17 protein-coding genes and 2 pseudogenes are annotated in these 20,819 nt (G+C 72.0%); 6 read left to right on the plus strand and 13 right to left on the minus strand.

The window, feature by feature from the left end:
- The 3 genes from ALMP_RS18380 to ALMP_RS18390 form a co-directional block, all read right to left on the minus strand.
- Positions 1-430 (minus strand): LacI family DNA-binding transcriptional regulator (locus ALMP_RS18380; protein WP_264929556.1); only part of this gene is annotated, 430 nt, incomplete at its 3' end.
- A 148-nt stretch (positions 431-578) separates the two neighbouring features.
- On the minus strand, positions 579-1,517 hold the full coding sequence (mmuM, locus tag ALMP_RS18385; protein ID WP_264929558.1) for a homocysteine S-methyltransferase: 939 nt from the start codon (positions 1,515-1,517) through the stop codon (positions 579-581).
- 203 nt (positions 1,518-1,720) lie between these two features.
- The gene (locus ALMP_RS18390; RefSeq protein WP_264929560.1) at positions 1,721-3,814 is read right to left on the minus strand and encodes an autotransporter-associated beta strand repeat-containing protein; all 2,094 of its coding nucleotides are present in this window, start codon (positions 3,812-3,814) and stop codon (positions 1,721-1,723) included.
- 243 nt (positions 3,815-4,057) lie between these two features.
- On the opposite strand from ALMP_RS18390, the gene ALMP_RS18395 reads away from it, so the two are divergent.
- Together ALMP_RS18395 and ALMP_RS18400 are read left to right on the plus strand one after the other, a co-directional pair.
- On the plus strand, positions 4,058-5,134 hold the full coding sequence (locus ALMP_RS18395) for a glycoside hydrolase family 43 protein (protein WP_264929562.1): 1,077 nt from the start codon (positions 4,058-4,060) through the stop codon (positions 5,132-5,134).
- A 1-nt stretch (position 5,135) separates the two neighbouring features.
- Positions 5,136-6,548 (plus strand): RICIN domain-containing protein, encoded by a 1,413-nt coding sequence (locus tag ALMP_RS18400; protein ID WP_264929564.1) that lies wholly within the window; start codon positions 5,136-5,138, stop codon positions 6,546-6,548.
- Between the two features lie 15 nt (positions 6,549-6,563).
- On the opposite strand, the pseudogene ALMP_RS18405 reads toward ALMP_RS18400, so the two are convergent.
- Positions 6,564-8,256, minus strand: a pseudogene (locus tag ALMP_RS18405) (rhamnogalacturonan lyase B N-terminal domain-containing protein).
- Between the two features lie 191 nt (positions 8,257-8,447).
- On the opposite strand from ALMP_RS18405, the gene ALMP_RS18410 reads away from it, so the two are divergent.
- The 3 genes from ALMP_RS18410 to ALMP_RS18420 all read left to right on the plus strand — a co-directional run bounded on the left by ALMP_RS18410 (position 8,448) and on the right by ALMP_RS18420 (position 11,818).
- Entirely contained in the window at positions 8,448-9,494 is a 1,047-nt protein-coding gene (locus ALMP_RS18410; protein WP_264929566.1) for a rhamnogalacturonan acetylesterase, read from the plus strand.
- Between the two features lie 67 nt (positions 9,495-9,561).
- Positions 9,562-11,355, plus strand: coding sequence for a DUF2264 domain-containing protein (locus ALMP_RS18415; protein ID WP_264929567.1), 1,794 nt, complete (start codon positions 9,562-9,564; stop codon positions 11,353-11,355).
- A 91-nt stretch (positions 11,356-11,446) separates the two neighbouring features.
- Complete coding sequence (locus ALMP_RS18420) at positions 11,447-11,818, plus strand: VOC family protein (protein ID WP_264929568.1); 372 nt, start codon at positions 11,447-11,449, stop codon at positions 11,816-11,818.
- 28 nt (positions 11,819-11,846) lie between these two features.
- On the opposite strand, the gene ALMP_RS18425 is transcribed toward ALMP_RS18420, so the two are convergent.
- From ALMP_RS18425 to ALMP_RS18450, 6 genes and pseudogenes are all read right to left on the minus strand, one after another.
- A complete protein-coding gene (locus ALMP_RS18425; RefSeq protein WP_264929569.1) occupies positions 11,847-12,419 on the minus strand; it encodes a TetR-like C-terminal domain-containing protein in 573 nt (190 codons plus the stop codon).
- 239 nt (positions 12,420-12,658) lie between these two features.
- A complete protein-coding gene (locus tag ALMP_RS18430) occupies positions 12,659-13,978 on the minus strand; it encodes a jacalin-like lectin (protein ID WP_264929570.1) in 1,320 nt (439 codons plus the stop codon).
- 165 nt (positions 13,979-14,143) lie between these two features.
- Positions 14,144-14,629 carry a hypothetical protein gene (locus tag ALMP_RS18435; protein WP_264929571.1) on the minus strand — a complete coding sequence of 162 codons (486 nt, stop codon included), beginning with the start codon at positions 14,627-14,629 and terminating at the stop codon, positions 14,144-14,146.
- Between the two features lie 105 nt (positions 14,630-14,734).
- Positions 14,735-14,884 (minus strand): annotated as a pseudogene (locus tag ALMP_RS18440) (endo-1,4-beta-xylanase); the annotation flags it as partial.
- A gap of 36 nt (positions 14,885-14,920) precedes the next feature.
- A complete protein-coding gene (locus tag ALMP_RS18445) occupies positions 14,921-16,351 on the minus strand; it encodes a DHA2 family efflux MFS transporter permease subunit (RefSeq protein ID WP_264929572.1) in 1,431 nt (476 codons plus the stop codon).
- Between the two features lie 13 nt (positions 16,352-16,364).
- Positions 16,365-16,973 carry an NADPH-dependent FMN reductase gene (locus ALMP_RS18450; RefSeq protein WP_264929573.1) on the minus strand — a complete coding sequence of 203 codons (609 nt, stop codon included), beginning with the start codon at positions 16,971-16,973 and terminating at the stop codon, positions 16,365-16,367.
- 146 nt (positions 16,974-17,119) lie between these two features.
- Here ALMP_RS18450 and ALMP_RS18455 point away from each other — a divergent pair, with 146 nt between their 5' ends.
- Positions 17,120-17,806, plus strand: coding sequence for a TetR/AcrR family transcriptional regulator (locus tag ALMP_RS18455; protein WP_264929574.1), 687 nt, complete (start codon positions 17,120-17,122; stop codon positions 17,804-17,806).
- Positions 17,807-18,106: 300 nt separating this feature from the next.
- Here ALMP_RS18455 and ALMP_RS18460 read toward each other — a convergent pair whose 3' ends face one another.
- The 3 genes from ALMP_RS18460 to ALMP_RS18470 are packed head-to-tail and all read right to left on the minus strand — an operon-like array spanning position 18,107 to position 20,756.
- Complete coding sequence (locus ALMP_RS18460; protein WP_264929576.1) at positions 18,107-18,913, minus strand: ABC transporter permease; 807 nt, start codon at positions 18,911-18,913, stop codon at positions 18,107-18,109.
- Positions 18,913-19,719: an ABC-2 family transporter protein gene (locus tag ALMP_RS18465; protein ID WP_264929578.1), complete on the minus strand. Its 807-nt coding sequence runs from the start codon at positions 19,717-19,719 to the stop codon at positions 18,913-18,915. Before ALMP_RS18465 ends, ALMP_RS18460 begins: the two co-directional genes overlap by 1 nt.
- Positions 19,719-20,756: an ATP-binding cassette domain-containing protein gene (locus ALMP_RS18470; RefSeq protein ID WP_264929580.1), complete on the minus strand. Its 1,038-nt coding sequence runs from the start codon at positions 20,754-20,756 to the stop codon at positions 19,719-19,721. Before ALMP_RS18470 ends, ALMP_RS18465 begins: the two co-directional genes overlap by 1 nt.
- Between the last annotated feature and the right edge of the window lie 63 nt (positions 20,757-20,819).

Raw genomic sequence — 20,819 nt, forward strand, 5'->3', positions numbered from 1 at the left:
TGCGCTCGCGGTACTCCGGAGTGTCGGCGGCGCCGCCGACCAGGATCACGGCGGCGGCCCGCTGGGCGCGCATCATCTCCACGAACTCCAGCTCGTGCCGGACGTCGCCCTCCGTGCTGCACACCAGACACAGATGCCCGAGCCGCGTCGCCTCGCGCTCCACGCCGTGCGCCATGTGGGCGAACGACGGCCCCGTGATGTCCTCCAGCACGAACGCCAGCGTCGGCGTCCCGGCCCCCGCGACGGCCTTCGCCCGGGCGTCGGCCACGTAGTCCAGGTCGCGCACCGCCCGCAGCACCCGGTTCCGGGTCTCCGCACTGACCGGATACACCCCGCCCAGCACCCGTGACACGGTCGCCGCGGACACGCCGGCGCGGGCGGCCACGTCCCGGATGGTGCTGCGTGCGGCGTCCCCGCTCTTCCTGGTCATCCCCACCCTCCCCTCGGAAACCCGGCGGCAACCGGTTTCCATGAGCGGAGGCTAGCAGCGGAGGCCCGCACGGTGGGCCCGCGTCCGAGGTTTCCCTCGAAGAGAGGGCCGTGGCCCCGGCCGGAGCACCGGCCGCGCGGGCCGCGTGTCACGCCGGCGTCAGGGTCCGCGCGATCGAGGCGATGGCCTCCGGGCCCACCCGGCAGCAGCCGCCGATCAGCCGGGCGCCCGACTCCCGCCAGCCGAGGACCTGTTCGGGAGCGAAGGTGGAGCGGCCGACCCAGGCGCGGGCCTCGGCGTCCCAGGCCTCGCCGCTGTTCGGGTAGACCACGACCGGCTTGCCCGTCACCCGCGCCGCGGTCGCCACCGCGTCCGCAACGTCCTGCGGGGCACAGCAGTTCACCCCGACGGCGATCACCTCGTCCGCGTCGGCGGCGAGGGCGAACGCCTCCTCCGACGGCTGCCCGGCGCGGGTCCGTCCGCCCGCGACGCTGTACGACAGCCAGGCCGGCACCCCGAGCCCGCGCACCGCCCGCAGCAGCGCCTCGGCCTCGTCGGCGTCGGGCACGGTCTCCAGTGCCAGCACGTCGGGCCCGGCGGCGGCCAGCACCTCCAGCCGGGGCCGGTGGAAACGTTCCAGCTCCGCCACCGAGAGGCCGTAGCGGCCCCGGTACTCGGAGCCGTCGGCGAGCATCGCCCCGTACGGGCCGACCGACGCCGCCACCCACAGCGGGTGCGCGACGTCCTTGTCCCGGGCCTGCCGGGCCGCCTCCCGGGCGAGTTCCACGCTCAGCGCGAGCAGCCGGGCCGCCTCCTCGCGGCCGATGCCGCGCTTGGCGAAGCCCTCGAAGGTGGCCTGGTAGCTGGAGGTGATCGCGACGTTCGCGCCCGCCTCGAAGTAGGCGAGGTGTGCCTCGGTGACGGCCTCGGGCCGCTCGGCGAGCAGCCGCGCCGACCACAGCTCGTCGCTCAGGTCGTGCCCGGCGGACTCCAGCTGGTTGGACATGCCGCCGTCGAGGACGACGGCCCCCGAGGCGAGCGCCTCGGCGAGGGTGGGGGACTGCGGGGAAGGGGTGTCGCTGGTCATGGCCCGACGCTAGTCGAACCCGCGACGGACGGCGCTGAACGTCCGCTGGGCGAACAGATCGCCCGCGATGTGAGACACCCTGTTCGCGATCGGCCCGCGGCCCCCGCTGCCCGGACACCTCCACCCCGGGGTGGGGTCACGCCGTGCGTCTCCGCCCTGGGAGTGGAGTCATGTCGTGCGTCTCCGCCCCCTTCGGGCCGCCATCACGCCGCATGTCTCCCGCCGCTTCGGCGGCCCCGGCGTCGGCGTCTGGTCACCGGCATCATGAGGCCGACGAGCATGCCGACGGCCAGGACGTAGGGCCACCAGCCGAAGCCGCCGCCGTCCGACGCGTTCGCGCTGCGGGTGTCCGCCGCCACACCGCCCGAGGAGCCCTGCGCGCGCACCTGTGCCGACGGACTCGCGGAGTCGGCGGTGAGGACGACGTCATTGCCGTCGCCGCCCCGGTAACTGATCCGGTAAACGGTGTCGGCGAGTTTCACCTCGGCGCCCTCCTTCAGCCCCTCGAAGGTGCCGACGACGGGGGTGCGCCCGGTGTGGTCGAGCACGGTGATCTCCGGGGCGGGGTCGGTGCCGGCCGCGGAGAGGTCGAGGCTCCCGGCCAGCCGCACCTTGCCGGCCACCTTCAACGGCGCCTCGCGCAGGACCAGTTCGCCCTGCCCGGTCTGTGCGTAGTCGCCGGTCACGGTCAGCCCGCCCGCGACCACGCCCTCGTTGCTGACACCGCCGCGCACGGTCCCCTTGCCGGCCAGCGTGCTGGTCACGCGCAGCGCCGAGCCTCCGGTGTCCAGCCGCGCCGCCGCCGAGGTGAGCTGCACCGACCGGCTGTTGACCAGTGTGGCGCCGTCCCGCAGTGCCAGCGTGCCCTTGCGGACCGTCGTCGCCCCGGTGTACGTCACCGCCTTGCCGGTGAGCGTCGTCGTGGCGGCCCCGGCCTGCTCGAGGGAGCCGCTGCCGCCGAGCCGGGACAGGGAGACCGCCTTCCTGGTGTTGCGGACGATCAGCGTCCCGTCGTTCACGATCCGCCGCCGGTCCGTCCCCATGAGCAGGGAGCCGTCGCCGCCCGTGGTGCCCGACCCCAGCCGCAGCACCGCGCCCTTCTCCACGGTCGTCGACCCGTCGTAGTACTGGGCGGCCGCGAAGGTGACGTCGTTGCCCTTGGTGCCGGCGATGACGATGTCGCCGGCGCCGGGCGCGGACAGGGTGTCGTGGAAACGGCCGCCGCCGATGGGGGCGCCGAGCGTCACCGGGCCGTTGTAGTCGAAGGTGAGCGTGGAGCGGGAGCGGGCCGCGAGCAGGTTGATGTATACGGTTTCGGCGGTGCCCGGCATGAAGATCTTGTTCGTGGTGCCGTCGCCCCAGTGGACGTCGGCGCCCTTGATGTTGGTGCCCCGCTTGTTGACGTTCTTGCGCGCGGGCGTCCAGTTCAGGGCCGGGTCGCTGAGCGAGGGGTCGGTGTCGCCGCCCTGGTCGGACCAGCTGTACTGCCCGGTCAGGATCACCTTGCCACCGGGCCGGGACTGGACGTTGATGTCGCTGCCGTACTCGCGCTGGTAGAAGTCCATGCCCATGGTCACGGTCCTGCCCAGCGGTGTGTCCACGGTGAAGGTGCCCTGGTTGAGGATCTTGCGAACGTTCGGCAGGGACGTCGCGTACTCCGGCCGTCCGGCGTTCATCTGCGTGCCGTTGTCGATGACCCCGGAGAAGGTGTGCGTGCCCGACAGGTCCCAGGTGCCCCACAGGAACCTCGGCTGGGTGATCAGCCCGGAGCCGCTGACGGTGCCCAGGTTGTAGGCGCTCTTCAGGGACAGCCGCAGGGTGCCGTCGACCCGGATGTTGTCCTGGTTCAGCCGGAACGCCGGGGTGTCGTAGGGGAAGTGGCCGATCAGCCCGGTCGTCCCGCCGTCGCCGTACTGGAGGGTCGCGCCGCGCTCGACGGTGATCGCGGGTGGGTCGGGGCGGGTCACGGTCACATACGGGTGGTTGCCGCCGAGTGTCCGCACGGTCTGCCGCTGCCGGGACTTCGGCAGCGTGAAGTCGCTGTCCTTGGTGAGCACGAGGGTTCCGCCGCCGCGCACGGTGAGGGTGCCGACGCCGCTGAACACCCCGTCGTACGTGGTGGTCCCGGGCGGCACGGTCACCACCGTGTCGCCGTCGAGGGTGACGTCCCGGTCCGCCAGCACGTCGGCGGTCACGTCGCGGGGGCCGGCCGCGAACGAGGGCGGGGCACCGAGCAGGAGGGCGGTGACCGCCAGCGCTCCGGCGGCCACCGCTGTCTTGTGGGTATGGCTGCGCACGTGATCGGAGACGGGCGGCGAGCCCGGTCGATAACAGAAATTTCCTGAGCGGCGGGTTTGGATTTTGTTACCCCGAGGTCATCTCGCGCGACCCGTTGACCAGTTGGTAACACGCCCTTACCTTTTCGGCGATCGGGATGAAAGATCTTGTGCGAAATTCCGAACGTTTCTGTTCTTTTCTGTGCTCCCCCACGCGCAGAGTCCGCGCCGAGCACGCGCGGAGCCTGCAGAAAGGCAGACCGCATGAGCCGCGAAGACGCCCCGTCCGAGTCCCCCGGCCGCAGGCTGCTGCTGAAGGGCGCCCTGGCCGCGGGCGCCCTCACCGCGGTGCCCGCCACCGCCGCCCACGCGGCGGGCCCCCGGCCGGCCGCCCCCTACGTCAACCCGCTCGTCCGCAACCGTGCCGACCCGCACATCCACCGCCACACCGACGGCTTCTACTACTTCACGGCCACCGCGCCGGAGTACGACCGGATCATCCTGCGCAGGTCCCGCACCCTGCGCGGGATCGGGACGGCCGCCGAGTCCGTCATCTGGCGCAAGCACGCGACCGGTGTCATGGGCGCGCACATCTGGGCGCCGGAGATCCACCACATCGACGGCAAGTGGTACATCTACTTCGCCTCCGCGCCCGCCGAGGACATCTGGGCGATCCGGATCTGGGTCCTGGAGAACAGCCACCGCAACCCGTTCCAGGGCACCTGGGTCGAGCGCGGGCAGCTGAAGACCGCCTGGGAGACCTTCTCCCTCGACGCCACCACCTTCACCCACCGGGGCACCCGCTACCTCTCCTGGGCGCAGCACGAGCCCGGCATGGGCAACAACACCGCGATCTGGCTGTCGAAGATGGCCGACCCGCTGACCCTGACGGGTCCCCAGGTCAGGCTGAGCACCCCGGAGTTCGACTGGGAGTGCGTCGGCTTCAAGGTCAACGAGGGCCCCTCGGTGATCCATCGCAACGGCCGCCTGTTCATGTCGTACTCGGCGAGCGCCACCGACGCGAACTACTGCATGGGCCTGCTGACGGTCGACGCGGACGCGGACCTCATGAACCCGACGAACTGGTCCAAGTCCCCGACCCCGGTCTTCACCAGCAACGACACCACCCAGCAGTACGGCCCGGGCCACAACAGCTTCACCGTCGCGGAGGACGGGCGCACCGACGTCCTCGTCTACCACGCCCGCCAGTACAAGGAGATCGTCGGCGACCCGCTGAACGACCCCAACCGCCACACCCGTGTCCAGCGCCTTCGCTGGAATCCGGACGGCACCCCCGACTTCGGCGTCCCCGTCGCCGACACCATGAAGGGAAGTGCGTGAGATGAGACGCGCGTACGCGATCCTGCTCGCCCTCTGCCTGGCGCTGGCCGGCGCCCTCGCCACCGCCGGCCCGGCCCAGGCCGCGCCCCAGACGATCCCCAACGGCATCCAGTTCACCGACACGTCGGGCAACCCCGTGCACGCGCACGGCGGCGGGGTCCTGAAGGTCGGGAACTACTACTACTGGTTCGGTGAGCACCGCAACGCCGACAACACCTTCCGGTACGTGGACGCCTACCGTTCCACCGACCTGAAGAACTGGGAGTTCCGCAACCACGTCCTGACCCAGGCGAGCGACCCCGAGCTGGCCACCGCCAACATCGAGCGGCCGAAGGTCATGTACAACGCCGCCACCGGCAAGTTCGTGATGTGGATGCACAAGGAGAACGGCACCGACTACAGCGAGGCCCGCGCCGCCGTGGCCGTCTCCGACACCGTGGACGGCAACTACACCTGGCGGGGCAGCTTCCGCCCGCTCGGCCAGCACATGTCCCGCGACATCACCGTCTTCGTCGACACCGACGGCGCCGGATACATGATCTCCGCCGCGCGCGAGAACTACGACCTGCACATCTACCGGCTCACCGCCGACTACACCGGCGTCGCGAGCCTGGTCGCCGACCCGTGGCACGGCGGCCACCGCGAGGCCCCGGCCCTGTTCAAGAGGGGCGGCGTCTACTTCATGCTGACCTCGGGCGCGACGGGCTGGAACCCCAACCAGCAGCAGTACGCGACGGCGACCAGCATCGCCGGCCCGTGGACCGCGATGACGAACATCGGCGACTCGACGACGTACGGCTCGCAGACGGCGTACGTCCTGCCCGTGCAGGGCACTTCGGGCACCTCGTACCTGTACATGGGCGACCGGTGGGGGAACTCCTTCGGCGGGACCGTCAACGACTCGCGGTACGTGTGGCTGCCGTTGACCTTCCCGACCTCGACCACGATGTCGATGTCCTGGTCGCCGGAGGTCACGATCGACACCGCCGCCGGCACGGTCACCGGCACGAGCGCCACGTACAACACGCTGATCGCCCGGCACAGCGGCAAGTGCGCGGACGTGACGAGCCAGTCGCTGTGGCAGGGCGCCCAGATCAAGCAGTACGACTGCAACGGCGGCAACAACCAGAAGTACTGGTTCAAGTCCGTCGGAAGCGGTTACTACCAGTTGGTGGTGAGGAACAGCTCCCTCTGCGTGCAGGAGAACGCGAGCACGGTCAGCCAGGAGAACTGCAACGCCTCGGCCACCACCCAGCAGTGGTCGCTCACCACCACCGGCAGCTACGTCAACGTCAAGTCGCGGGCGAGCGGTGAGTGCCTCGACGTGAACGGCGCGTCCACCGCCAACGGCGCCGCCGTCATCACGTACACGTGCAACGGCGGTACCAACCAGCAGTGGACGCGCGGTACCTGATGGCCGTTCGGTTCCTCAGGGCAGCAGATCGATCGCGTCGATCGCGGTCCCCGCGCTGAGGAACCCGGTCGACCCCGACCCGCTCACCACGTTGATCTTCAGCACGTTGTACTGGCTGGTGTCCGTCTTCCAGGCGCTCGCCGGGACGCTGTAGGTGAACGTGTGGTTGTTGCCCCGGTAGGACCCGTTGGTCAGCGACCGCGTGTTCGGCTGGGTGGGCGGGGAGGGGATGACCGAGGTCCAGGTGTCGTTGACGACGACCTGCGGCCGGCCGTTGGCGTAGGCCGTCGTCACGCCGATGCGCAGGGTGTGCGCGGCGGCGGCCTGGGCCGCGGTCAGCTTGAAGTAGACCAGCAGACCGCTGTTGACGTCCTTCCAGAGATAGCAGGGGAAGGCGGAGGTCTCGCTGCCGCTGCCGATGACCACGTTGCCGGTCCAGGCGGCGGCCCGGACGTCCGACGGATGCGCGTACGTCATCAGGTCGGCGTTCTTGAAGCCGCTCGGCGTGCCGGTCCAGTCGTTGATCCGCCAGATCGCGCTCGCGTTGCCCGGGTCGTTCGAGGACGGGACGGCGATCGAGTTGAGCGTGGTCGTCGATCCCGCGGACACGGTGACCTGTGTGCTGTATACGGCCAGCTCGCTCTTGTAGACGGTCAGCGTGTACGTCCCCGGCAGCACCCCGCCGATCGAGTAGTAGCCGTCCGAGGCCCGCGCCGACCCCCAGTACTGTGCCGCCGAGTTGGCGAGCCCCACCGTGTACGGGTACGCCGTGTTCCGCCCGGTGATGCCCACGCCGGCGACCCGGCCCCGCCCGCTCGCGCCGACGTACCCCGCGATGCCGAGCGAGTCCGCCCAGGGGGTGGTCAGGGTGCCCGGGAACAGTGACGACGAGGGGGCGCCGCCGTCGGTGAGGGCGATGACGTACGGACCCTGGAGGCCGAAACGCTGCTCCTCGGTCTGGTTCTGGCCGTAGTACAGGATCTCGTACAGGCCGCCGCCGTCCGCGCTCTGGTGGCGCAGGAGGGAGCGGTAGAAGGGGCCGCCGGAGGCCTTCTCGTGGTTGCTGCGCACGATCCACAGCCCGACGCCGCCGGCCGACCAGCCGACGTAGTCGTAGTCCATGACGCGCAGCTTCGAGTAGTGCTTGGAGCGGGTCTGGCCGTCGGACTTCGCGAACACGTCCGAGGCCTCGATGGTGGTGGGCGCGTAGGTGTAGGAGTCGGGCTCGTCGTTGAGGAACAGGCCCTTCATTCACGCGCAGGATGTAGCGGGTGGCGGAGACCGACGTGTCGGCCTTGTTGGTCCACAGGTAGATGTTGTTCTCGCCGCTGCGGGCCGCGTAGTAGTGCCTGAGGGTGCCGTAGGCGACGGAGATCAGGATCGTCGAGCCGGACTGCCTGAGGGTGACCGTGGAGGTGCCGAGGCCGGACTCGATGTGCGAGTTCATGCCGCCGTAGCCCTGGTACTCGACGCCCCGGTAGACCAGTGAGGTCAGGTCGCCGTTGGACTTGCTGACCTTGAAGACGAGGTTGGCGCCGGTGTCGACGACGTAGTTCGAGCCGTCGTCGCTCCAGCCGAAGGCCGCGGCGGACGCGGGGGTGGCGAGGGGACCGGCGAGGGCGGCCGAGCCGGCGGCGGCCGTGACGCCGACGGTGCCGAGCACGAAGGTACGGCGTCGGACCGGCCTGGGGCTGTCGGATCCGGACATGGGGGTGCCTCCTTCGGAGGTGTGGGGGTGCGGGTGTGGTTGGCAGAGTGACAGTTGAATCGATTTCGCGAAAGGGCTTTCACCCTCGGGAAGTTGATGATCCTGTGAAATAGGCTCAGAGACTAGAAAGCGCTTGCCAAAGGCGGTACGGTCCACCGCCAGGTCCTGTTGCCGTGACGGAGGAGCCGCACGTGAGACGTTTCACCCCAGCCGTGCTGGCGGCGCTGACCCTGACCACCGCGCTGACGGCCGTGCCCGCCGCCCAGGCCCACACCGGCCGCCCGGCGCTCGGCATCGACCACTGCTCGGCCACCGCCTGCCACTTCGACGTGCCGCCCGGCACGTACGACGTGAAGGTGCTGCTCGGCGGCGAGGCGGCGTCGAGCACCGCGATCGGCGGCGAGACCCGGCGCTCCCTGCTGCCCGAGACCGCCGTCCCGGCCGGCGAGCGGGTCGCCCGCAGCTTCACGGTGAACGTCCGCACCCCCGAGGGCGAGCCGACCGGCGCGGCCGGCACCCCCGGCCTGGACCTGGTCCTCTCCGGCGCGGCCCCCGCGCTCGCCGACATCCGCGTCACGCCCGCACGGCACGCCCGCCAGATCTTCCTGGTCGGTGACTCCACCGTCTGCGACCAGCCCGGCGACCCCTACGCCGGCTGGGGCCAGCAGCTGCCGCGGTACCTGCGCAAGGGCGTCTCCGTCGCCAACTACGCCGACTCCGGGGAGAGTACGGTCACCTACCTGGGCAACCCGCAGCTGTGGGCCACCGTCCAGCCGCAGATCCGCCGGGGCGACCTGGTGCTGATCCAGCTCGCCCACAACGACAAGACCACCGACGAGGCGACCTACCGGGCGAACCTGGAGACGCTGGTCGCGGGTGTCCGGGAGAAGGGCGGCGAGCCGGTGCTCGTCACCCCGATCGTGCGCCGCTGGTTCAACGCCGACGGCACCCTGAACAACGGCACCGCCCTGCTGGTCAACGGCCTCGGCGTCGACCACCCGGCGGTGATCCGCTCGGTGGCCGCCGCGCTGGACGTCCCGCTGATCGACCTCACCGCGAAGACCAAGGCGCTGGTGGAGTCCCTGGGCGTGGAGGGCTCCAAGGCGCTGTACCTCTACAACGAGAAACGGGACAACACGCACACCTCCGTGCACGGTGCCACGGTGTACGCGCAGCTCGTCCGTGACGAACTCCTCGCCCTGAGTCTGGTGCCGAAGGGCGCGGTGCGGGTGGGATGAGTCCCTGGGGCGGCCCGACGGGAACCGGACCGCCCCCAGGTTGTGGCCCCCGACCGAAAGAGCACCGATGCACCTGCCCCCGCCCGACCCCGCCCTCGGCCCCCGCACCGGCTTCACCCGCGCCCACTGGGAGGCGGCCGCCGACGCCCTGCTCGCCGCGGTGGAGCCGTACGCCACCGAGGACCGCGCCCTCTACCACCTCCCCGGCGACCGTGAGAGCTGGTCCGGCCGTCTCTCCGACGGTCTGGAGGGCTACGCCCGCACCCTGCTCCTCGCCGCCTTCCGCCGCGACGAGACGGCCCTGGAACGCTACGCGGAAGGACTCGCCGCCGGAGTCGACGGCGTCTGGCCCCGCGTCGAGGACCGGAGCCAGCCGCTGGTCGAGGCGGCCTCGATCGCGCTGGCCCTGCGGCTGACGCGGCCCCTGCTCTGGGACCGCCTGGACGACCGGGTGCGGCAGCGGGCCGCCGCCTGGCTCGGGGACGCGCTCACCGCCGAACCGTGGCCGTGCAACTGGGAGCTGTTCCCGGTGACGGTCGGCGGTTTTCTGTATGCGATCGACTGGCGACCGGAGAGCGCACGCAAGGCGATCGACCGCGGCCTGGAGCGCATCGAGCAGTGGTATGTCGGCGACGGCTGGTACACGGACGGCGAGGGCCGCGCCTTCGACTACTACAACGGCTGGGCGATGCACCTCTACCCGGTCCTGCACGCCTGGCTCGCCGACGACCGACGCCTGCTGGACCTGTACGGAGGCCGGCTCTCGCGTCATCTCGCGGACTACGCCCGTCTGTTCGGCGGCGACGGCGCGCCGATGCACCAGGGCCGCTCCCTCACCTACCGCTTCGCCACCACCGTCCCCCTGTGGCTGGGCGCCCTGACCGGCCACACCCCGCTGTCGCCGGGGGAGACCCGCCGCCTGGCCTCCGGCGCCCTGAAGTACTTCCTGGAGCGGGGCGCCGTCGACGAACGCGGACTGCTGACCCTCGGCTGGCACGGCCCCGACCCCGCCGTGCTGCAAGGCTATTCGGGGCCTGCCTCCCCCTACTGGGCGAGCAAGGGCTTCCTCGGGCTCCTGCTCCCCGCGGACCACGAGGTGTGGACGGCGAGGGAGGAGCCGGGCCCGACCGAGCGGGCGGACGCGGTGACCCCCGTCGCACCACCCAACTGGCTTGTGCAGAGCACCCGTTCGGACGGCCTGGTCCGCCTGCACAACCACGGCAGCGAGGACGTCCGCTACGACCCGTACTACACGCGGCTCGCGTACTCGACGGTGACGGCTCCCTCACCGGCGTACGACAACAGCGTGGCCGTCGGGGGTGACCCCAGCCGTACCGGTATCGAACCGCTGGGGGTCGGGGACGGCTGGGTGGCCTCGCGGCACACGGCGGGCGGGGGAGCGCGGGTGACCAGTGTGGTGCTCGCGCACGGGGCGGCGGAGGTGCGGGCCCACCTGGTGACGGGGGCGGAGCCCGGGACGCCGGTGGCCGTGACCGGCTGGGCGGCACGGGAGGGCGTACGGGCGGAGATCCTGCCCGTCTCCGGGCCGGCCGACTTCCTCTCGGTGACCGCCGGGCCGGCCGATTCCCTCACGGGGACCGTCGCTGACGGCGCCACCCTCTTCGTCGCGCTGGCCCGACTCACCGCCGAACCGCGGCCGGTGCCGCTGGCGGACCTCGTCTGCGTGCGGGTGGAGGCGGAGCCGGACGCCGAGGGCTCGGACGGGGCGCACGAGATCCACGTCCGGTGGCGGTCAGGGCCCGAGGTGACGGTGCGGCTGGCGGGCGCGGCGGTCGACGCGCGGGACGCCGTACGGGTCAGGACACCGCGCGCGGCATCCCGCGCCGAGGAAGACGCGTGACCGCGCGCCCGCCTCCGCGCCGGCCCTGCGGTGGGCCTGGCCGGGTTATCTCCGTTGCCGGGCGTACGGGCCGTGCAGAAGAATCCGCCGCATGACTTCCAAGATCCGGCACACGACGATCGACAGTTCCGACGCCCACGCCCTGGCGAGTTTCTGGTCCGAGGTCCTCGGCCAGCCGATCCACCAGGACGACGAGCCGGGCGACGAGGAGGCGCTGATCGAGGGGGCGGGGCTGCTCTTCGTCACGGTCCCGGAGAAGAAGGCCGTCAAGAACCGCGTCCACATCGACCTCCAGCCTCAGGACCGCACCCGTGACGAGGAGGTCGAGCGTCTGATCGCCCTCGGCGCCACCCTGGTCGCGGACCGCCGCAACCCCGACGGCACCGGCTGGGCGGTCCTCGCCGACCCGGAGGGCAACGAGTTCTGCGTGGAGCGCAGCGCGAAGGAGCGGGCCGCGGGCTGAGCCGGGGGCGGTCCCTCGGCCGGCGCGGCTACTCCTCGCGGGGCCAGTGCGTGAGCGCCACGTGCAGCGCGTCGACCGCCTTGTCCCACGACCGCCGCACGTCCCGGGGAGCTCCGAAGCCGCCGCCGGCCTCCAGCGCGCAGTACCCGTGGAAGGTGCTGCGCAGCAGACGGACGGCGTCGGTGAGGTCCGGTTCGTCCAGGCCGTAGGCGCGCAGCATGCCGTAGGTGATCTCGGCGGTACGGCGCAGCGCGGGCGTGTCGGCGATCAGGGTCTGGTCGACGGGGATCTGGGTGGCCGCGTAGCGCCCCGGATGCCGTAGCGCGTATGCCCGGTAGGCTCCGGCGAAGGCGGCGAGCGCGTCCTTGCCGGCCCGTCCCGCGACGGCCTCCGCGATCTCGTCGATCATCTCGGCCCCGGCGTGCAGCGCGAGTCGCGTGCGCAGGTCCTGGAGGTTCTTGACGTGCGAGTACAGGCTGGCGTCCTTGACGCCGAAGCGGCGGGCCAGCGCGGAGACGGTGACGTTCTCGAACCCGACCTCGTCGGCGAGGTCGGCGGCGGCTGCGACCAGACGGTCGGAGGTGATGCCGGCTCGGGGCATGGGCGCGCCTTGCTGATGAAGCGGTACGTGACGGACGGGGGCGGTGCGGACCTGCCGGATGTGATCCGACCGATGGTTCCGTCAGGATCTTAGGCGAGGTTCCCGCGTGCGGGCCGCCGCCGTGGCTCCCGGGTCCGGTACGAGCCCGCGGTGGCGGTCGGCGAAGTGCGCCGCCGCCACCGCGTCCCGGGTCCCGCCGTCCGAGTGCGGCCGTGCGGCCGCGGTCGGCGGGAGCCGGCTCAGCCGATCGGCGCGTACACCACGCCCAGCTTGTCGATCTCGCTCCCCGAGCGTCCCGTGAAGCCGACGATCTGCCAGCCGGCAGGCGCCGTGAAGGTCTTCGTGTCCGAGGTCGCCGTACCGGCGGTGAGGGTGCGTCCCTTGTCGGTGCCGAAGGACGCGGAGAAGATCCTGGTACGGCCGTCCCTCTGGCCCTGCGTCAGCTTGACGGAGGTGAGGTGCTCGCCCGCCGCGAGCGTCAGCGACGTCGCCGTGCCGCCCGTGCCGCCGTGGGTCAGGGTCGTGCCGCCGTCGTGGGTGAGGGACACCGCGTCCAGGCGGGAGGCGCCGCGCAGGGTCAGGGTGCGCGGGGAGGGGGACGCCGGCAGGTCGTCCGCGTCGTTGAACGCCGTGCCGTGCGGGCCGCCGAAGAAGTCGCTCGCCCGCAGTGACGAGTTCAGGGTGTAGGAGAAGTCGACCGTGTGCGGGAAGTGGTCGGAGAGGTGCTTGCCGTCGGAGCGCAGGAACTTCGCCCAGTCGTTGTGGTAGCGGGTGGCGTTCAGGGACACGAGGTCGCTGCCGCGGTAGAGGACCTTGTCCACGACCTCGCAGTCGTCGGTCGGCGCGGCGGCGTCGCACATCAGCGCGTCGCTGCCCTGCGCCGGCGGCGTACCGCCCTTGACCAGCTTCACCCACGCGTCCGTGAGGCCGTTCTCACCGAGCAGGGTGCGGATGTTGTCGCCGCTGCGGGTGTAGCGCGTGTTGGTGTCACCCATCACGATCACCGCGTTGCCCGACGAATGGGCCTGGATGAAGTCCGACAGCTGATCGATGTTGGCCCGGCGGGCGGCCAGGGCGTCGTCCGTGGAGTCCGCGTTGGTGTGGACGTTGTACAGGTCGACGAACACGCCCTCGGCGAGGCGCACCCGGGCGAGGGAGAACCCCTTGGGGGTCAGGCAGTTCGTGCCCGTGCAGTTGTTCCACTTCACCCGCTGGAAGTCCTCGAAGGTGAAGTCGGACAGCGTGTTCATACCGTCGCCGAAGAGCGCTCCGCCGCTGGTCGCGGTGCGGTACGGGTGGGTGTCGTTGGCGTACAGGGAGGCGTGGTAGTTGAAGTCCTCCTGCACGTTCACGATGTCGTACGGGCCGAGGCGCTGCCCGATCAACGGGGTGTTGGTCTCCGGGTCGCTGTCACCGAGGCCGAGGGGGAGGCCCGCGATGTTGTACGTCAGGACGTTGAAGGACCCGGTGGTGGCGGCCGCGGCGGGCGTGGCGCCGGAGGTGGCGAGGCCGGTGACGGCCAGCGCGGCGGCCGCGAGGGTGCCGATCAGTCTTCTCATGGTGGGGGTGTCTCCGGTGGGAGGAGCCGTGGGAACGTGAACGCTGTTCAGCTTCGAGGCCAACCAGTGTGACGGACAAGGGCACTTGGGGAAACAGTGAGTGCCGATGTGATCCGTCGTGCCTGGATCACCCGTCGGTCGCCCGTCCCTCGCCGGAAGAGGGGGTCACCGGCGTTCGCGGCGGGCCCGGCGCGGCCGGTGCAGTGCGTCGAGTGCGCCGACGGCCGCCCGGGTGTGCGCCGGGTCGCCCGGACGGCGGCCGCCCGAGCACCACCACACCGGCCGGTCCTCCTCCTCCCGTACGTGCATGCCGACGCCGTGCTCCGCGCAGACGGGCCAGACCTGCCACAGGCACTCCATCACCGTGTCCTGCGCGGCCTCGGCGACTGCGCCGAGCGCGGCCGGCGGATCCGTCTGGGAGCCGTGCCACAGGTCGGAGCCGTGCCAGCGGCCGTCGGGCAGGGCGACGTACACGTGTTCCCGCGCCGACTCCTCCTGCTCCCAGGGTGGCAGGGCCAGCAGGCGCAGCGGGCCCCGCTCCGGCAGCAGCGCGGCCAGGTCCCGGTTGACGAGGGCCAGCGCCTCGTCCCACACCGGGTACTCGCCGGGCCGCACCTCGCGGGGGCGGGGGATGCCGTAGGGGTCGTCCATGAGGTCATTCTGAACCGGCCGCCCGTGCGAAAGCACCCCGGGTTCTGCGAGCCGGGCGCCCGCCGGCCGGTGTGCGGGCCCGCCACGCCGGCCGGCGGGCTGGGCGCCGTAGCTCTTGTTGTACGGCAGGGCCGCGCCGTACCCGCTGAACGTGCCCGCCACCCGTGCGTACTTGTCGGTCAGCCCCCACACCGTGACGCCCGCGCAGCGGGGTACGCCCAGGCGGTTCTCGGCGGCCGTCCTGCAGTCGGTGGACTGCGGTGACCGTGCCGCCGCCGGCCGTGTCGTGCCTCAGGTCCGTCCCGTCGGCAACCGTGTCGCCGGTATTAGTGCCAAGGTCAGCAGGGCGGCTGCGACCAGGTAGGACGTGCGGAAGCCGGCCGGGTCCTGGCCCGCGGAACCCAGGACCACCGAGACGAGCGCGGTGCCGACCGACGCGCACACCTGGGCGTTGATGCTGAGCGCGGTGCCCGCCGCGGCCATGCGGTCCCTCGGCAGATCACGGCTCGCGGTGGTGGTCGTCGGCATCAGCGACATCCCCGCACCGATCCCCATCAGCACCGACGCGCTCACCGGCTGCCAGGCCGGCACGTCCTCCACCCCGATCAGCAGCCCCGTCAGCGCCATCCCCGCCGCCCCCACCACGATCCCCGTGAGGATCAGGTGGCGCGGGGACACCTTGTCGACGCGGCGCGAGGCGATCTGCATGGTCGTCCCCACGGCGAGTCCCACGGGCACCCCGAGCAGCCCGGTCGCGGTGGCGCTCCAGCCCCGCACCTGCTGCCAGTACACCGGCCCCAGCAGCATCGAACCGAAGTAGCCGCAGGTGAACAGTGCGAGGGTGCCGATACCGACGGCGAACGTCCGGTCCCGCAACAGGTGCAGATCCAGCAGCGGGTGACGCACGGTCAGTGAGCGTCGGACGAAGCCGGCCATCAGCGCCGCTCCGAGGAGCGCCGGCAGCAGCACCCCCGGCGTCGCGAACTCGCCGCGCTCGCCGCCCCGGGCCAGCCCGTACAGCAGCAGGGCGAGCCCCGGGGACAGCATCAGCAGGCCGGGGACGTCCAGCCCGGGTGCGGGTGCCGTCCCCCGGGGCGCGTCCGGGCGCAGCAGTCTCACGGCGAGCACCAGCGCCAACGCTCCCACGGGCACGTTGACCAGGAAGATCCACTGCCAGGAGAGGGAGTCCAGCAGCCGCCCGCCGAGCACCGGACCGGCCACCGGGCCGACCAGCACGGGCAGCCCGAGCAGCGCCATCGTGCGGCCGAACCGTTCCCGGTCAGCGGCCGCCATCGCCATGCCCATCCCCACCGGCATGAGCAGCCCGCCGCCGAGGCCCTGCACCACGCGGAACGCGATCAGGCTGGGCGCGTCCCAGGCACACGCGGCGAGCAGCGACCCGAGGGTGAACAGCACCAGCGCGGTCAGATAGGCGCGCTTGGCGCCGATGCGGGCCATGGTCCACGGGGCGGTGGGGACGACGGCGGCGAGCGCCAGCGTGTAGGCGGTGGCGGTCCACTGGATCGTCTCCAGCGGGGCGCCGAACGCGTGCGACAGATCGCGCAGCGCGACGTTGACGATGGTCATGTCGAGCACCGACATCAGCGAGCCGGTGATCACGACGAGCAGGATGCGGTTCAGTGCGGACGGGGAGGTGTCGGGCGCCCCGCGTGAGCCGGGCGGTGCCTGGGCGTCCCCGTCGGCGGCCTCGGTCGTGGCCATGGCCCGCGCCCCCTCAGGCCTGGTAGGGGTGGTTCGCCCGGGCGGCGCGCAACGCCCGTCCCCACCAGTCGAGTTGTCCGAGCATGCCCTTGGCGGCGCCCTCGCAGACGGTGGCGTCCAGGGGGAGGCCGTCCTCCCCGAGGCCCGACCACGGCCCGTGCAGACTGACCTGGTCGCGCACGGTCGTGGCGTGCAACTCGGCGAACACCGTCCGCAGTTGCTCCACCGCGCGGGTCCCGCCGGCCAGGCCGCCGTAGGAGACGAAGCCGACCGGCTTGGCCTGCCACTCGGAGTGGTGCCAGTCGATGAAGTTCTTCAGAGCGGCCGGGAAGCTGTGGTTGTACTCGGGCGTGACGACGACGAACGCGTCGGCGGCGGCCAGCCGCGGCGAGACGTCCGCGAGCGCGGCCACGGCCCGCGGGTCGGGTGAGCCGCCCCAGCCGGGCATCACCAGGGGCAGGTCGACGCCGGCCAGGTCGACGACGTCCAGCTCCAGATCGGTGTGGTCGGCGGCGACGGTCAGGAACCAGTCGGTGACGGCACGGCCCTGGCGGCCCTCGCGGACGCTGCCGACGATGACGGCGACGCGCAACGGCGGCGCGGTGAGGGTGGTCGTGGTCATGGGTGTCCCCCTTGTTCTCCCGGGCCCCTTCGGGGGCGGGACGGGCCACGCGGTGCGGCCTCACACCGGTAACGTACAACGAGCGTTGTAAAAGTTACAACGTCCGTTGTAAGTAGGCTCGGGGGAGATCGCGGGAGGAGACGGACGTGGGCAGCAGCAACGAGGCGTGGAGGGAGAGGGCGCTGCGCGAGTTCCCGCGCCGCAGGGTGGACAAATGGGTCGCGATGGCGGGAGCGGCCTGCACGGTCTTCGGACGCGAGGGCTACGCGCGTGCCTCGGTCGACGCGCTCGCGGCCGAGGCCGGCGTGTCGACGCGCACGCTCTACAACCACTTCCCCGGCGGCAAGGCCCAGCTCTTCAGCACCGTCGTCACCTGGACCTCCTCCGAGGTGCGGGACGCCCAGCTGGGCATCCTCAGGGCGGTGCTGGACCCCGAGCGGCCACCCCGCCCCGAGGACCTGGAACGTGATCTCATCGCCCTCGCCCGTGGCTTCGTCGGCCTCATGACGGACTTCCCGAACCACTTCGCGCTGGTCCGCCACATCCACGCCGAAGCCGACCACGTCCCGGCGGAGGTGCTCCAGGCATGGCGGGAGGCCGGGCCCGAACCGGTCGCCCGCGCCCTGGCCGAGGCCCTGGAGGGCCTCGCCGCCGCCGGCCTCCTCGACCTGCACGGTGACGCTGACCTGGCGGTCACGCACTTCTCGGGCCTGATCTCCCACACCCTGACCCTGAGGTCCCACTACGGCGTGCTGCCGCTGCCGAAGGAGGAGACCGAACGCCTCGTCACAGGCGGCGTGGCGGCGTTCCTGCGGGCGTACCGGAAGGCGTAAGACGCGCCGACCGCGCCGCTCGGCCGGCGGGCCGCCCGGTGCGGTCGGCGGCTCGCGCCGCTCGGTCGGCGGGTCACCCCGTGGGGTCGGCGGCTCGCGCCGCTCAGCCGGCGGGGCGCACCGGCTCGGTCGGCGGGCGCACCCGCTTGGTCGGCGGGCGCACCCGCTTGGTCGGCGGGCGCACCCGCTTGGTCGGCGGGGCGCACCCGCTTGGTCGGCGGGCCGCACCCGCTCGGTCGGCCGACCGGCCGGCCGGCCCCCGGCGGCCCCGTTGCCCGAGGGCCCGTCCGGGCCGGTCCGTCAGCCGTTCACGCCCGTGTAGTGCCGCAGGCTCCATCGCCACAGCAGCCGCGATCCCAGGTACGCCACCACGCCCAGCAGCGGGGAGGCCGCCGCCAGCCAGTGCGGGACACCGGTGTCGTGCCCGTGGCCGGTCAGGACGGCGGCCGGGAAGTAGGCGACGAACGCCAGCGGCAGGGCGAACGTCAGAAAGCCGCCGACCGCCCTCGGCAGGACGTTGAGCGGATAGCTGCCGAACGTGCCGAGGAGCTCCTCCAGCCAGCGGCCCCAGTAGTCGGCCGCCGGGAAACGCAGGGCGGCACAGGCCACCACCGTGAACAGGGCCGCCTCCAGCAGCATTCCGCCGAGGAGCGCCGCGATCAGATACGCGATCCGGCCCGCCGTCCAGTCGAGGTCGCTGCGGCTGAGCGCGCCCGCCATCAGACCCGCCGCCACCGTCAGGTCACCGATCGCGTTGGTGGGGAAGTACGCCAGCTGGACCTGGCGATGCACCGGCATCGGGCGGACCAGGTAGGTGTCGATCACACCCTCCTGGATGTGCCGGCCCAGACCGTGCGTCCGGCCCAGGAACAGCACGAACAACCCGTGGGCGAGCATCCGCGTCGCCGGGATCAGCAGCACGTCCGAGCTGTCCCAGCCGCCCATCCCGGTGAACCGGGACAGCAGCACCGTCGCGAACACGATCACCGACACCTGCCAGACCGCGCCGATCGCGATCATCATCAGGAACTCGGTGCGGTACTCCAGCTGCGCGCGGAAGTTGAGACGCGTGACGCGCCAGATGATCCGGACCGCGTTCAACGGCATCAGCCTCCCTGGGAGATCACACGGCGGGCGGCCCGGTACCACAGGAACCGGGTGAACAGCGCGAGCACCACCACCCAGGCCGCCTGGATCGCCAACTGCAAGGGCGCGTCGGCCGGCTCGACGCGGCCCACGTACAGCGACAGCGGCACGCTCAGCGTCGCCTGGAAGGGCAGGAATGCGCTCAGCGTGATGAACCAGTCCGGGAAGAACCACAGCGGCGCGTACACCCCGGACAGCAGGTTCTGCGCGAAGACGAGGATCAGCATCGCCGCGTGGTTGCGCAGCGTCCAGAAACACAGCTGGTCTAGCGCGAGCATCACGTAGTACAGCACCCACTGGCCCAGCAGCAGGCTCAGCGCGAACACCCCCGCCGCGGCCGCCGAGCGGGGCGGCTCGACGACCCCGGCCGCCAGGCACACGGCGTATCCGGCGAGCGCCCACGCGAACCCGTACACCTGCTCGCCCAACGCCCGCAGGGCGTAGTAGCGCTGGGGCGGCAGCGGCCGCAGGTACCAGTAGACGATGGTGCCGAAGTGCATGTGCTGGATGACGGAGTCCCGGCCCGCGAACTGGTCCAGCTCCCGCAGCCGGGACGCCAGTACGGCCAGCACCGCGTAGGTGACCGCCTGGCCGCGGTCGAGCCCGGCGGTCGTGCCGGACTGCGCGTACAGGCCGCGCCACAGCGACGCCACCAGCACGACCTGCACGGTCAGCCGCAGCAGCGCGGCCGTCATCCGGGGCGGGGTGTGCAGCTCACCGAGCGGGGTGACCCGGGCCGCCCGCCAGGCGTGGAGGACGTCGGCCATCACACGTCCCCGGCCTGCGCGTACGCGGCGCGCATCACGTCCTCCAGGTCGGCCTCGTCGAGGGCGATGTCCGTCACCTCGTACCGCTCGATGACCGCCTTGAGGGCCTGATGGACGGTGACGCCACGGCTCGCCCCCATCCCCGCCCCCTCGGGCCCCCCGGTCCCGTCGGTCCCCTCGGGGCCGAAGACGACGCGGGCGCCCTCGCGCCGCAGCACCGCGATGCCCGGCAGGGGCACGACCTCGGCCTGCGGGTCGGCGAGGGTGGCCCGCACCTGCCAGGTGGAGCCGAACGTGCGGCGGATCTCCTCGAGCGTGCCGTCCAGCACGAGCCGCCCGTGATTGATCAGCACCACGCGTTCGGCGAGCCGCTCTACCTCCGTCATGTCGTGCGTCGTCAACAGGACGGTCCTGCCGCGCTGCTCGACCTGGTGCCGCAGGAACTCGCGGACCTGTTCCTTGACGACGACGTCCATGCCGATCGTCGGCTCGTCGAGGAAGACGACGGGCGGGTCGTGCAGCAGCGCGGCGGCCAGGTCGCAGCGCACCCGCTGGCCGAGGGAGAGATGCCGCACCCGGGTGTCCCAGAAGGAGGAGAGGTCGAGCAGTTCGTCGAACTCCCGCAGCCGGACGGCGTGTTCGGCCTTGGGCACCTCGTAGATGTCCCGCAGGATCGCGAACGACTCGCGCACCGGAAGGTCCCACCACAGCTGGGTGCGCTGCCCGAACACCGCGCCGATGTTGCGGGCGTTGCGCTCCCGGTCCCGGTACGGAACCACGCCCGCGACGCGCGCCTCGCCGGAGGTGGGGGTGAGGATGCCGGTGAGCATCTTGATGGTGGTGGACTTGCCGGCGCCGTTCGGGCCGAGCAGGGCGAGGAGCTCACCCGCGGCCACGTCGAAGCCGATGTCGCTGACGGCGTGCTTGGCGACCCGCTGGGGGGCGACCAGGGAGCGCAGGGCGCCGCCGAAGCCGGGCCGGCGCACGGTCGTGTGGAAGGTGCGGGACAGACCGCGCACCTCGATGCTGCCGCTCACTCGTGGAACCTCCGGGTGAGTTGGGGGAGCGAGCGCGCGGCCGTGGCCGGCCGGGTGACGACC

The sequence above is a fragment of the Streptomyces sp. A012304 genome (assembly GCF_026008495.1).
Taxonomy (GTDB): Bacteria; Actinomycetota; Actinomycetes; order Streptomycetales; family Streptomycetaceae; genus Streptomyces.

What these genes read in the sequence shown, in the direction of transcription:
- mmuM (WP_264929558.1), bottom strand. Translation starts at nt 1,517, where the DNA reads ATGACCAGCGACACCCCTTCCCCGCAGTCCCCCACCCTCGCCGAGGCG.
- ALMP_RS18395 (WP_264929562.1), top strand. Translation starts at nt 4,058, where the DNA reads ATGAGCCGCGAAGACGCCCCGTCCGAGTCCCCCGGCCGCAGGCTGCTG.
- ALMP_RS18400 (WP_264929564.1), top strand. Translation starts at nt 5,136, where the DNA reads ATGAGACGCGCGTACGCGATCCTGCTCGCCCTCTGCCTGGCGCTGGCC.
- ALMP_RS18415 (WP_264929567.1), top strand. Translation starts at nt 9,562, where the DNA reads ATGCACCTGCCCCCGCCCGACCCCGCCCTCGGCCCCCGCACCGGCTTC.
- ALMP_RS18420 (WP_264929568.1), top strand. Translation starts at nt 11,447, where the DNA reads ATGACTTCCAAGATCCGGCACACGACGATCGACAGTTCCGACGCCCAC.
- ALMP_RS18425 (WP_264929569.1), bottom strand. Translation starts at nt 12,419, where the DNA reads ATGCCCCGAGCCGGCATCACCTCCGACCGTCTGGTCGCAGCCGCCGCC.
- ALMP_RS18430 (WP_264929570.1), bottom strand. Translation starts at nt 13,978, where the DNA reads ATGAGAAGACTGATCGGCACCCTCGCGGCCGCCGCGCTGGCCGTCACC.
- ALMP_RS18435 (WP_264929571.1), bottom strand. Translation starts at nt 14,629, where the DNA reads ATGGACGACCCCTACGGCATCCCCCGCCCCCGCGAGGTGCGGCCCGGC.
- ALMP_RS18445 (WP_264929572.1), bottom strand. Translation starts at nt 16,351, where the DNA reads ATGGCCACGACCGAGGCCGCCGACGGGGACGCCCAGGCACCGCCCGGC.
- ALMP_RS18450 (WP_264929573.1), bottom strand. Translation starts at nt 16,973, where the DNA reads ATGACCACGACCACCCTCACCGCGCCGCCGTTGCGCGTCGCCGTCATC.
- ALMP_RS18460 (WP_264929576.1), bottom strand. Translation starts at nt 18,913, where the DNA reads ATGCCGTTGAACGCGGTCCGGATCATCTGGCGCGTCACGCGTCTCAAC.
- ALMP_RS18465 (WP_264929578.1), bottom strand. Translation starts at nt 19,719, where the DNA reads ATGGCCGACGTCCTCCACGCCTGGCGGGCGGCCCGGGTCACCCCGCTC.